The 12,722-nt window shown below is 70.8% G+C and carries 6 protein-coding genes; 5 read left to right on the top strand and 1 reads right to left on the bottom strand.

Going from position 1 to position 12,722, the window contains the following annotated elements:
* Positions 1 to 3: 3 nt before the first annotated feature.
* From mxcG to D7W79_RS28160, 4 genes are all read left to right on the top strand, one after another.
* Entirely contained in the window at positions 4 to 4,422 is a 4,419-nt protein-coding gene (gene mxcG / locus D7W79_RS28175) for a myxochelin non-ribosomal peptide synthetase MxcG (RefSeq protein WP_120528486.1), read from the top strand.
* A complete protein-coding gene (locus tag D7W79_RS28170) occupies positions 4,419 to 5,699 on the top strand; it encodes a 3-deoxy-7-phosphoheptulonate synthase class II (protein WP_120528485.1) in 1,281 nt (426 codons plus the stop codon). Before mxcG ends, D7W79_RS28170 begins: the two co-directional genes overlap by 4 nt.
* Positions 5,700 to 5,781: 82 nt before the next feature.
* Positions 5,782 to 8,388 carry a TonB-dependent siderophore myxochelin receptor MxcH gene (gene mxcH / locus D7W79_RS28165; protein ID WP_244222005.1) on the top strand — a complete coding sequence of 869 codons (2,607 nt, stop codon included), beginning with the start codon at positions 5,782 to 5,784 and terminating at the stop codon, positions 8,386 to 8,388.
* Between the two features lie 58 nt (positions 8,389 to 8,446).
* Positions 8,447 to 9,727, top strand: a complete 1,281-nt coding sequence (locus D7W79_RS28160) for a DUF4374 domain-containing protein (RefSeq protein WP_120528483.1) — start codon at positions 8,447 to 8,449, stop codon at positions 9,725 to 9,727.
* Between the two features lie 83 nt (positions 9,728 to 9,810).
* Here D7W79_RS28160 and D7W79_RS28155 read toward each other — a convergent pair whose 3' ends face one another.
* On the bottom strand, positions 9,811 to 11,856 hold the full coding sequence (locus D7W79_RS28155; RefSeq protein ID WP_120528482.1) for a membrane dipeptidase: 2,046 nt from the start codon (positions 11,854 to 11,856) through the stop codon (positions 9,811 to 9,813).
* Between the two features lie 155 nt (positions 11,857 to 12,011).
* Here D7W79_RS28155 and D7W79_RS28150 point away from each other — a divergent pair.
* The coding region (locus D7W79_RS28150) for a hypothetical protein (protein WP_147442089.1) at positions 12,012 to 12,722 on the top strand (711 nt) is incomplete at its 3' end.

Here is a 12,722-nt window from a genome sequence, read left to right as displayed (position 1 = left end):
GTCATGCTCCCCCCATCCCAGGACCACCGCCCGCTGACCGCGGCCCAGCACGGCATCTGGGTGGGGCAACAGCTCGACCCGCGGAGCCCTGTCTACAACGCCGGGGAGTGCATCGAGTTCCGGGGCGCGGTGGATCCGGTGCGCTTCGAGTCCGCCCTTCGCAAGGCGGTGGCGGACGCGGACGCGCTGCACTCGCGCTTCGTCGCGGGGGCGGAAGGGCCGGCCCAGCGCATCGACGCAGGGACGGACTGGACGCTCCAGCGGGTGGACCTGAGCGGTGAGGCCGACCCCTGGGCCGCCGCGCAGGAGTGGATGTGGAAGGACCTGGGCCGCACGGTGGACCTGGCGACGGGACCGCTGTTCGCGCAGGCGCTGCTCACCGTGGGGCCGGAGCGGTCCTTCTGGTTCCAGCGCATCCACCACATCGCCATGGATGGCTATGGCTTCTCGCTGCTCGCCCGGCGCGTGGCGGAACTCTACACGGCGGAAGCAACGGGCAAGGCCGCGCCGGCGGGGTTCAGCCGGCTGGGGCCCGTGCTGGATGAAGACGTCGCGTACCGGAGCGGTCCCCAGTTCCAGAAGGACCGCGACTTCTGGGTGGGACGCTTCGAGGACGCGCCGGTGCCTCCGCTGCTCGCGGAGGCGGCGCCCATGTCGCCGCGATTCCTGCGGCGCTCGGAGCAGCTGCGGCCGGAGCTGATGGCGGCGTTGCAGGCGGGCGCGAAGCAGGCGGGCGTGAGCTGGTCCGACCTGGTGCTGGCGGTGACGGCCAGCTACCTGCACCAGCGCACGGGCGCGGCGGAGGCCGTGCTGGGCCTGCCGGTGATGGGCCGACTGGGTTCGGCGTCCCTGCGTGTGCCGTGCATGGCCATGAACATCGTGCCGCTGCGCATCGCCGTGCGGCCGGATGCGGGGCTGTACGTGCTGGCTCGCGACGTGACGGCGGAGATGAAGGCCGCGCGTCCGCACCTGCGCTACCGCTACGAGCAGCTGCGCCGCGACCTGCGCCTCGTGGGTGGGCAGCGCAAGCTGTTTGGTCCCGTCGTCAACATCATGCCGTTCGACTACGCCCTGGACTTCGCGGGCGTGCCGGGCACGGCGCACAACATCTCCGCGGGGCCGGTGGAGGACCTGTCGTTCGGCTTCCATGCTCGGTCGGGTGGGACGGGCCTGCGCGTGGACCTGGATGCGAACCCCGCTTGCTACACGGAGGCCACGCTCGCGGAGCATCAGCGCGGGTTCCTCCAGCTGCTGGAGTCGCTGCTCGCCAGGCCCGAGCAGCCGGTGCGGCGTTCCGCGTCGGGCACGGGCGCGGTGGGCTCCGTGCTGGATGGCGGGCCAGTGCCTCCGGTGCGCCCCGTGCTGGAGTTGCTGAAGGCCCAGGCCGAGGTCCGGCCGGACGCGGTCGCGCTGGAGCATGGCCGCTGGCGGATGACGTACCGCGAGCTGCTGTCGGCGTCCCAGGCCCTGGCCTCGCGCCTGACGGAAGCGGGCGTGCGGCCCGACACGGCGGTCGCGGTGAGGGTCCCCCGGGGCATCGACGCCATCGTGTCGAGCCTGGGTGTCCTGTTCGCGGGTGCGGGCTATCTGCCCATCGACCCGGCCGGTCCGGCCACGCGCAACGCGGCCATCCTGGAGGACTCACGTCCCGCCGTGATGGTGGTGTCCGAGCGCCCCGCGCCCGACGCGGATCCGACCGCGCGCGGCGTCCTCGTGGTTCAGCACCTGAAGCAGCGTGACACCTCGGCGACAGAGAACGCCAACCTGCGGGTGCTCACCGCTGACAACAGCGTGTCCACCCGGAAGGCCTCGGCCACAGCCGTGGACCCCACTGACCAGCTGGGAGCACGCGATAGCGCAGAGTCCCGGCTCGCGTATGTCATCTACACGTCCGGCTCCACGGGGCAGCCCAACGGTGTGCAGATCACGCATGGGGCCCTCGCCCACTTCATCGCGGGCGCGACGCAGCGGTACGGCGTCGGTCCCGAGGACCGGGTGCTCCAGTTCGCTCCGCTCCACTTCGATGCCAGCGTGGAGGAGATCTTCGTCACGCTGTGCGCGGGTGCGCGGCTGGTGCTGCGCACGGACGAGATGCTCCAGTCGGTGCCACGCCTGATGGAGGCGTGCTCGGAAGCGGGCATCACCGTGCTCGACCTGCCCACAGCATTCTGGCACGAGCTGGCCTACAGCCTGTCCACCGGCGCGGCACGCCTGCCCGATGCCCTTCGCACCGTCATCATCGGCGGTGAGGCGGCATTGCCGGAGCGCATCGCCCGCTGGCGGGACGTCGCGGGCGACCGCGTGCGCCTGCTCAACACCTACGGCCCCACCGAGGCCACCGTCGTCGCCACCGTCGCCGCGCTCGCGGGGCCTGACGCCCTGCCGTCCGGCGACGAGGTCCCCATCGGCCGTCCGCTTCCTGGCGTCATCGCCGCGGTCGTCACTCCGCAGGGACGGCTGGCCGCTCCTGGCAAGGAGGGCGAGCTGTGCCTGATGGGCGGCGCGCTCGCTCGCGGCTACCTGGGCCGACCGGAGCTGGATGCCGCCCGCTTCACCCGGCTGGACGTGGTGGAGGGAACGCCCCGCGCCTACCGCACCGGCGACAAGGTGCGCGTGCGCGACGACGGCCAGCTCGTGTTCGTGGGCCGCGTGGACGACGAGTTCAAGATCAGCGGCCACCGCATCGACCCGGGCGAAGTCGAAACCGTGTTGCTGAAGTACCCTGGTATCCGTGAGGCCGCTGTCGTCGGTCAGGTGCTGCCCGGCGGGTCACGCCGGCTGTGCGCGCACCTGGTGGCCTCGCCCGAACCCTCGCCCGCGGAGCTGCGCAAGCACCTGCTCGCGGCGCTCCCCGCCCCCATGGTGCCCGGGGCCTTCGCCTTCGCGGAGCGGCTGCCGCGCACCAGCACCGGGAAGATCGATCGCAACGCGCTCAAGAACGCGCTGCCACCGGATGAGAGCGCAGCGCTGCTCGCGTCCGCCACACCCATGGAGCGCACGGTGCTGGAGGTCTGGGAGCAGGTGCTGGGCCGCGCCGCCTCGTCGCTCCAGGACGACTTCTTCGAGCTGGGCGGCCAGTCCCTCCAGAGCATCCAGGTGGCCAACCGGCTGGGCATCGCCGTGGGCCGCGAAGTCCCCGTGGCCACCGTCTTCAAGCACCCCACCGTCTCCGGCCTCGCTCAGGCGCTCCAGGGCGGAAGCACGGGCGGCACGGAGCCCGGTGGCCTCACGCCCGCGATGCTCGCGGACGCGGAGCTGGGCGAGGACGTCGTCCCCTCCACCACCGCCGAGGCCTGGGCGCGCGAGCTGCCGCACCGGGGCCATGGCTTCCGTCAGGTCCTCCTCACGGGTGCCACCGGCTTCGTCGGCGCGCACCTGCTCCACCAGTTCCTGATCAGGACAGACGCGCGCATCATCTGCCCCGTGCGCGCGAAGGACGAGGCGCAGGGGATGGAGCGGCTGCGCTCGGCGCTGGCCGGCCAGAAGCTGCCTGTGACGGGTTTGGAGGCGCGGGTGCTGGCGCTTCCGGCGGACCTCTCCCTGCCCCTCCTGGGCCTGGACGCCGCGCGCTTCCGCGGGCTCGCCGCCGAGTGCGACGCCGTCATCCACAACGCCGCCGTGGTCAGCGTCGTGCGCGAGTACGGCAGCCTCCAGGGCGTCAACGTTCGCGGCACGCGCGAGCTGCTGAAGCTGGCCGCCTCCGTCCGCCCGAAGCCCTTCCACTACGTGTCCACGCTGGCGGTGGCGCCGCAGGCGAACCTGTCCCCGGACGTGCCGGAGGCCTTCGTCCCCGCGCACCCCGGCCTGCGCGACGGCTACCAGCAGAGCAAGTGGATCGCGGAGCGGCTGGTGCAACAGGCCTCCGAGCGCGGCCTGCCCGCGACGGTGTACCGCCTGGGCCGCGTGGTGGGCGCGCCAGACACCGCGCTCATCAACACGCAGGACCTGGTGTGGCGCATCGTGCTCGCGGGATTGCCGGTCCGCGCCCTGCCCCTCCTGGACGTGGGCGAGGTCTGGACGCCGGTGGACTTCGTCGCCAGCGCCATCGTCCAGCTCGCGCGCGGGTCGCATCCGGGCGCGGTGTTCAACGTGACGCCCGCGGCGGAGGTCCGGCTGTCGGAGCTGTTCGGCTGGGTGCGCGACTACGGCTACCCGCTGGACCTGTGTCCCGTGCCGGAATGGCGCGACCGCGTCGCGAAGGGCTCGGGCGGCCACGACGCCACGCTCGCGTTCTTCGACCTGCGCGGCGGGGACTCCACGCCGGCCTTCGGCCTGGGCCCCATCCGCTGCGAACGGCTGCTGGCCGCGCTGGAAGGCACCGACGTCCGCTGCCCTCCCACCGACCGGACGCTCCTCCACCGCTATCTCGACTCCTGCGTCGCGCAGGGAATCCTGCCCCCGAAAGTGACGGCGCTCCCGTGACGAATCCCTCCTGGTCCCCCTCCTCCTGGCGAGCGAAGCCGGTCCGCTACATCCCCGACGACTATCCGGACCCCACCGCCCTGGCGCGCGTGGAAGCGGAGCTGGCGCGGCTGCCGCCCCTGGTGCACGCCGAAGAGACCCGCCGCCTGCGTGAAGCCCTGGGCCAGGTCGCCGAGGGCAAGGCCTTCCTCCTCCAGGGCGGCGACTGCGCGGAGAGCTTCAAGGAGTTCTCCGCGGAGAACGTGCGCGGCACCTTCCAGCTCCTGCTCCAGATGGCGGGCGTGCTCACGTTCGCGGGCGGCTGCCCGGTGGTGAAGGTGGGCCGCATCGCGGGCCAGTTCGCCAAGCCGCGCTCCAACGCCACGGAGACCGTCAACGGCGTCACCCTGCCCAGCTACCGCGGCGACATCATCAACGGCATGGACTTCGACGCGCGCGAGCGCACACCCGACCCCAAGCGCCTCCTGCGCGCGTACCACCAGTCCGCGGAGACGCTGCAGCTGGTGCGGGCCTTCGCGCGCGAGGGCTACAAGGACCTCACCCGGCTGCTGGGCCACCGGCCGGAGGCCGAAGGCGCCGTGCGTCCCGTGGACTTCTTCACCAGCCACGAGGCCCTGCTCCTCAACGTCGAACAGGCCATGACCCGCGCCGACGAGGCGACGGGCGGCTGGTACGACACGTCCGCGCACATGCTCTGGATTGGCGAACGCACCCGCCAGCTGGACGGCGGTCACGTGGAGTTCATGCGCGGCATCCAGAACCCCATCGGGCTCAAGTGCGGTCCCACGATGGAGCCGGACGACCTGGTGCGCCTCATCGACACGCTCAACCCGCAGGGCATCCCGGGGAAGCTCACGCTCATCGGGCGCTTCGGTTCGGATCAGGTCGCCGCGCGCCTGCCCCGGCTGATGGCCGCCACCCGGCGCCACGGCAGCCCCGTGGTGTGGTCCATCGACCCGATGCACGGCAACACGCACAAGGCCAGCAACGGCTACAAGACGCGCTCGCTGGAGCGGATCCTCGCGGAGGTGATGGGTTTCCTCCAGGTCGCCGCCGCCGAGGGCGTCCACCCCGGGGGCCTCCACCTGGAGATGACCGGCCAGGACGTCACCGAGTGCCTGGGCGGACCGCTGGACGTGTCCGAGGACGACCTCTCCGACCGCTACCACACGCACTGCGATCCACGCCTCAACGCGGATCAGGCGCTCCAGCTCGCGTTCCGCGTCGCGGACGGCCTGCACACCACCGTGCGCGCCCCCCAGGACCGCGCTGCCTGACTTGCCCTGCAGCCTTGACAGCCCGGATATCGAGCGGCTAAACGTCGCGCCGTTGAAATTGATAACCATTTTCATAATCGCAATGAAGGCGAAGCGGCGGTGGCGGTCCCAGGTGGGCGTGGCGCTGCTGTCCTCCGTTTGTTTCGGTGGCCTCGCGCACGCGGGCACGGCGCGGACGGAGGGCGAGGGAGCGACGCCTCCGGCGACGGAGGCACCTGCCGCCACACCGCCCGCGGAGACGCCGGCGCAGGCGCCCGCTTCCACCGCGCCGGCCGAGCCCGTCATCGAGCTGCCCAAGCTGCTCCACACCGTGGAGGCGCCCTACCCCGAGGAGGCGGAGCGCGCGCGGCTGGAGGCGAACGTGCGCCTGCGCCTGCGCGTGGACACGCAGGGCGTGGTGACCCAGGCGGAGGTGATGGAGCCCGTGGGCCACGGCTTCGACGAGGCCGCTCGCACCGCGGCGCTCCAGTTCCGCTTCACGCCCGCGAAGCGCAACGGCGTCGCGGCGCCCGCGCGCGTCACGTACACCTACGTCTTCCAGCTCCCCGGCCGCTCCAAGGCCGTGGCCGCCACGCCGCCTCCCGCGCTGTCGAGCGCACCCACGGCCGCGGCGTCCCAGGACGAGGCTCCGACGGAGTACCAGGAGGACGTCGAGGTCACCGCCGTGGGCGAGACGCGCGCCGAGCGGCGCCGCAAGTCCGCGGAGGCCGTGCAGGTCATCGAGCTGGAGCAGGCCAGCATGGAGTCCGCCGACCTGGGCACCACGCTGTCGCGCACCGAGGGCGTGGACGTGCGCCGCACGGGCGGCCTGGGCAGCACCGCGCGCATCTCCATCGCGGGCCTGTCGGATGACCAGGTGCGCTTCTTCATCGATGGCGTTCCGCTGGAGTTCGCGGGCTACGGCCCGGGCCTGGCGAACGTGCCGGTGAACCTGGTGCAGCAGATGGAGGTCTACACCGGCGTGGTGCCCATCCGCTTCGGCGCGGACGTGCTGGGCGGCGCGGTGGAGCTCGTCACCGACCAGGACGTGCGCGGCTCGGCCGTGTCGGGCTCCTACGAGCTGGCCTCCTTCGACACGCACCGCTTCACCGCGAGCGCCCGCCACCTCCAGGAGTCCACCGGCCTGCTGGTGCGCGTGCACGGCTTCTACGACGACGCGCGCAACAACTATCCCGTCAACGTGGAGGTGCCCAACGACCTGGGCAAGCTCGCCCCCGTGGAGGTGCGCCGCTTCCACGACGGCTACCGCGCGGGCGGGGCGAGCATCGAAGCCGGCTTCGTGGACAAGCCCTGGGCCCGGCGCCTGCTGCTGCGCGGCTTCATCAACGCCGCCGGCCGGGACATCCAGAACGACGTCAACATGGAGTCCCCCTACGGCGAGGTGACCACCGCCGAGGGCTCCGCGGGCGCCACCCTGCGCTTCGCGCAGAGCTACGAGCCGGGCCTCACCGTGGACGCCGTGGGCGGGTACACGTTCCGCCGCAACCGGTTCCTGGACATCGGCACGTGCGCCTACGACTGGTATGGCCGCTGCTTCCTCACCCTGCCCCAGCCGGGGGAAATCACCGAAGGCGGCGCGGAGCGCTACGTCAACCAGCACGTCGCCTTCGCGCGCCTCCAGGCGGCCTGGACGCCCGTTCCCAACGGGGCCCACACGCTGCGGCTCGCGCTCGCCCCCACCTACGTGGCTCGCACGGGCGAGGACCGCCGGCTCCAGGCGAACAACCAGCCGGATCCGCTCAACGGGGACCGGGGCGTGACGTCGCTGGTGACGGGCCTGGAGTACCAGTTCGAGGCCTTCGACGGGCGCCTGCAGAACATCGCCTTCGGGAAGGACTACCTCCAGGACGTGCGGGCGGAGAAGCTGCTGGCCAGCGCGGAGTTCCTGGACGTGGGCCGCACCGCGCACGAGCTGGGCGTGGGCGACAGCCTGCGCTTCCGCATCACCCCCGACCTCATCGCCAAGGCGTCCTACGAGTGGGCGACGCGGCTGCCCCGCCCGGATGAAATCTTCGGCGACGGCCTGCTCATCGACGACAACCTGGGGCTCCAGCCGGAGACCAGCCACAACTTCAACCTGGGCCTGAGCTACGCGTCCGAGCCCGGCCGCGCCGGCAGCTTCCGCGCCAGCGTGGGCGGCTTCGCCCGCATGGCGGATCAGCTCATCGTCCTCATCGGCAACGGCAGCTCCTTCACCTACCAGAACGTCTTCGCGTCCCGCGCGGTGGGCGCGCTGGGCGGCGTGGGCTGGACGTCGCCGGGCCGCTACCTGAGCCTGGATGGCAACGCCACGTATCAGGACCTGCGCAACACCTCCTCCGAAGGCACCTACGCCGAGTTCGAAGGACAGCGCATTCCCAACCGCCCCTACCTGACGGCCAACGGCAGCGCCCAGGCGCGGGTGAGCGACCTGCTCCGCTTCCAGGACGAGCTGCTCGTCACCTGGCGCACGCGCTACGTGGACGACTTCCTCCTCTCCTGGGAGGAGCTGGGCAGCGACGCGTCGAAGCTGCGCGTCGATTCCCAGCTCACGCACTCGCTGGCGCTCACGTACGTCATCCGCGACATGACGACGCGGCTGAGCTGGACGCTGGACTTCCAGAACGTCACCAACGCCCGGACCTTCGACTTCTACGGGGTCCAGCGCCCCGGGCGGATCATCGCCGCCAAGTTCACGCTGGAGCGCTGAGCACCGCGCCCCTTCCGTCTTTCGCAGCCCCCCAACACCCCACTGAAAGGGAAGTCCCTTGAAGCCTTCACCCTTCCTCCGCACCTCCGCGCGCCTGCTGGTGACGCTCGCCCTCGCCTTCACCGCGGCGGCTTGCAGCGACGACGACGATGACAACAAGACCCCGGACTCCGGCACGTCGGTCGACGCCGGCACCGACGCAGGCACGGACGCGGGCACGGCGACGCCGATGTACGCGTTCGTCGCGCAGGTGAACGTGGACAGTGTCTCCACGAGCTACATCGTCCTGACGGAGACGCTGGACCCGGCCACGCCGCTGTCGCTGACCAACGCCACGCAGGTCAACGGCCGCGCGCTGGGCTCCGGCGTTTCGAAGTCCGGCGCCCTCTTCGTCTCCAGCAGCGCCAACGGCACCGTCACCCGCTACAACCTGACGGCCAACAACACGCTGGAGAAGACCGGCGAGGTCAGCTTCGCGGGCAAGGGCGTCACCGCCATCGGCGAGTACCAGAACCAGTTCCAGTACGTCTCCGAGACCAAGGCCTACTACTTCGACGGCCGCAACTCGCAGGTCATCGTCTGGAACCCGAAGGACATGACGCTGACGAACAGCATCTCGCTGCCGGACATGACGCTCAGCGGGAGCACGACGACCTTCGCCTCCAACCCGCTGCGCGTGGGCACCAAGGTGCTGATGCCGCTGGGCTGGCGTGCGGGCGCGGCCGTGACCAAGCAGGCGGGCATCATCGTGGTGGACACCACGAACGACAGTGCGGTGGTGGTGAAGGATGACCGCTGCGGCTACGTGCGTGACGGCATCGTGGGCAGTGACAACCAGGTGTACCTGGCGACGGAGGCGTACGGCGCCGCGGAGAAGCGCGTGTCCGGCACCAACCCCACCGTGCCCACCCCCTGCCTCCTGAAGTTCGACCCGGTGACGAACAAGTACGACGCGGCCTTCTTCAAGGAGCTGGGCACGCTGACGAACGGCGGCGCCACGGGCTCGCTGCTCGCGGGCCCCAACGGCACGGGCTACCTGCGCGTGCTGGATGAGACCCTGTACCCGGTCCAGGCGGACACGGTCGCGCGCACCCTGGCGAGCGCCGTGGCCTGGAAGTGGTGGAAGTTCGACCCGGCCGCCGGCACCCCCGCGACGCTGGTGGACACGCTGCCGGCCAGCACGGGCAGCTCCTTCCTGTACGAGATGAACGGCCGCATGGTGTTCAGCGAGTTCACCAACAACAGCGGCACCACGAACTACCGCGAGCTGACGGACCTGAGCGGCAACCTGGTGGCGACGCACCAGGGCCTGTCCTTCTCGTTCCTGCAGCTCCGCTAGGCTCTCGAGCCTCTTGAAGCAAACGGCCCCCGGGATCCTGAGGATCCCGGGGGCCGTTTCATTTCATCGCGGGCGGCTCAGGCTCAGGTGCACATCAGCCACGAGCACTTGCCGGACTGGCACTCGCGGCCAGAGGAGCAGATGGATCCCTTGGGCCGCTTGTTCACGCATTTGCCGTCGTTGGTGCCCCAGCCGCAGAACTGGTTCGAGGCGCAGTGCGAGTCCGTGGAGCAGGTGCAGACGCCCGGGATGTCGCCGCAGTCGTCCATCGCATTGCACAGGTTGGACTTGCACTCCTGGTCGAAGCGGCACGTCTCCGACACCAGCTTGGTGCTGGGGGCGTAGGCCTTGCCGCAGATCTTCGGGTACGCCGCCTCGCGGGTGGCCTTGGAGACGTACTCCGCGACGCCGCTGGTATCGATGTCGTTGGCCGCGTCCGCCATGCCGGTGCGGGTGCTGTTGGCGCGCTCCCACATCCGGATGAAGTTCTCCGCGGAGCCCTCCAGGCCCGAGGTGTTGACGCCCAGCTGCTTCAGGTCCTTCACCACGTCCGGCAGGAGGCCCACGTGGGCCAGGCCGTACACGTCGAAGTCGGTGCCCAGGGGCGCCGGGCCGCCGGTGCGCTGCTGCTCCTCCTGCGCGTCCGCCTCCGCGCGGAAGCCCGCCGAGCACGCGCCGAAGTCACCGAAGCGCGGGCGCGTCTGCTGGATGAAGCCGTTCAGGTCCGCGCCGAAGCCCATGTTGACCTTGAGGCCCTGGCGGCCGAACTCGTACGCCTGCGCCAGCGAGCGCGTGGAGCCCTGGCAGGTGTTGGCCACCGTCGTGCGGGTGTAGGCGCGCGTCTCGTCGTGCGCGGTGCGCAGGCCGAACATGCCGCCCGTCTGGCGCACGTAGCGGACCACCCACGACGGCGTCGTCTTCTCGTTGGCGGCGAGGGCCGGGTTCATCACCTCGCGGAAGTGACCGTGGGAGATGAACAGCGGGTAGTACGTCCGCCCCTGGGCCAGGGCATACGCGTCCTGGACGCTCTTCTCGGACATGTGGGCCATGTCGATGAGCATTCCCTTGTTCATCATCTCCTGGACCAGCGCCTTGCCGTCCGCGGTGAGGCCCTTCACGTTGCGGCAGTTGGCGTCCACGTCGAAGCCGAGCGTGAAGCCGTTGCCCGTGAGGCCGCAGTCCGTGTCGATGTGACAGTTCTCCAGGAACTGGGCCACCTGGAAGATGGCGTTGTGCGGGGCCGCGCCGCCAAAGCGGTTGTCCAGCTGGTGCACGGGCTGCAGCGAGCGCACGCCCAGGGAATAGACGCGGTCCAGCTCCGCGCGCCAGTCCTTGGTGCCGAAGAGCTTGCTGGACTCGATGGAGAGCACCATGGCGAGCTTGCCGGAGGCGATGATCTGCCGGGCGTGCGCGGGCGACAGGGCGATCTCCGCCCAGTCCGTGCGCGCGTCGAAGTCGCGGGCCATCTGGAGCTGGACGTCCACGTCCATCATCTCGTCACAGGGCCGCTTGAGGTTCTGGTACGGCAGCGCCTTGCAGAGGAACTCGTTGCTGACCAGCGACACCATGACGAGGGACATGCCGCCCTGGCGGGCCTTGTTGAGCCAGCCCTCCCACGCCTGCTGATGCGCGATGGTGTCCCAGCGCGGCCACTGGGTGGGCGTCTCCATGCGGCCCAGGTGCAGGCCGGTGTCGCCCTCCGTGCCCTCCACCTGGCCGATGACCTCCGACGCCACCGCCCCGCCCACGCCGAAGACGTCGGACAGGATGGGGATGCCGCTCAGGTTCACGCTGCCGGAGTTGGGACAGAGGTTGAGCATGTCGCGCAGGTCCATGCGGACACGCGCGTGGTCGCTCTCCGGCATGCCGCCGTCACAGCTCGCGAGCGTGCCGGTGTGGCTGCCGTGGAACCACCCGCCGCCGAACGCCTCCTCCGCGAACATGTGGTGGTGCATCTCCGCGAAGCCGCTCACCGCAAGCGGCTGGGCCGCCTGGGCGGGCGCCTCGACGGGCGCCTCGGCGGGCGCGGGAGGCTCGTCGGTGACGGGGCCGCAGGCCAGGGCGAGCGACGTGGCCGCGAGCAGCGGTGAGAACAGAAATCTTGAGACAATGCGGGAGCGACGCGACATACGGTGCACCTTTCCGGGGTGGAGGTTCACCGGGAGTAGCAGCAACTGTTCCAGCTAATCAATTCTTACGGCCTAAGCGCGGTGACGCATGACATTGACGCACTGCGCGAAGCGGGTGGGTTGTCACCTGCTCGCGCCGTGGCCATGTGTCCCTCATGGCGGCCACCGACACGCTCCCTGACTCTCCGCTGCCGGAGCTGCTGAAGCGCGTGGGCTTCCGGCGCCGTCGGCTGGGGTTCGGGTCGGCCACCCAGCTGCTCTGGACCAGGGTGGAGAGCAACGCCTCGCTCCTCGCGCTGTGCCGGATCCGCGAGGACCTCACCGCCGAGGACGGGGCCATCCTGGAGCAGTGCCAGGAGAAGCTGGACGCCGCCCGGTGGTGCCTGGACAAGCCCGCGGGGCGCTGGTCCTTCTCCTTCTGGGAGCTCATCCATGAGGTGGACGGGCTGCTGCTGCTCGTGATGCCTGCGTCCATGCTGGTGCCCCGGGCGCTGGAGATCCAACAGCAGTTCGAGCGCCGGGTGTCGGACGGCCGAGCCCAGCTCTGGCTCGGCCCGGACAGGGTGAGCGGCCCCCTGCCCCGCTGCGTGCGCAGGCTCGCCCGCGTGGACGAGCCCGGGAGCGGAGCCGCCGCCCCTCCGGCCCTCGACGCCGGGCAGGACCGCTACTGCCGCGGCGTGCTTCGCGGGGCGCTCGACAGCGTCAACCAGCAGGTGGACAAGACGTTCTGGCAGCTCTCCATCAACGTCTCATTGCAGGTCTTCAGCACGCTGCTGTTGTTGGCGGTCTTCGTCGTCGCCTTCGTGCTCCTCTCGCCAGCGCTCATCGATGGATGGCCCCAGACGCTGGTGCCCAGGGGGCTGTTG

The organism is Corallococcus exercitus (assembly GCF_003611585.1).
In the GTDB taxonomy this organism is placed as follows: domain Bacteria; phylum Myxococcota; class Myxococcia; order Myxococcales; family Myxococcaceae; genus Corallococcus; species Corallococcus exercitus.
The sequence above is the reverse complement of the archived record's forward strand: the minus strand, read 5'-3'. Positions and strand labels throughout refer to the sequence as shown.

Bases quoted from the DNA above. Each gene is read 5' to 3' on its own strand.
- mxcG (WP_120528486.1), top strand. From the start codon at position 4: ATGCTCCCCCCATCCCAGGACCACCGCCCGCTGACCGCGGCCCAGCAC.
- mxcH (WP_244222005.1), top strand. From the start codon at position 5,782: ATGAAGGCGAAGCGGCGGTGGCGGTCCCAGGTGGGCGTGGCGCTGCTG.
- D7W79_RS28155 (WP_120528482.1), bottom strand. From the start codon at position 11,856: ATGTCGCGTCGCTCCCGCATTGTCTCAAGATTTCTGTTCTCACCGCTG.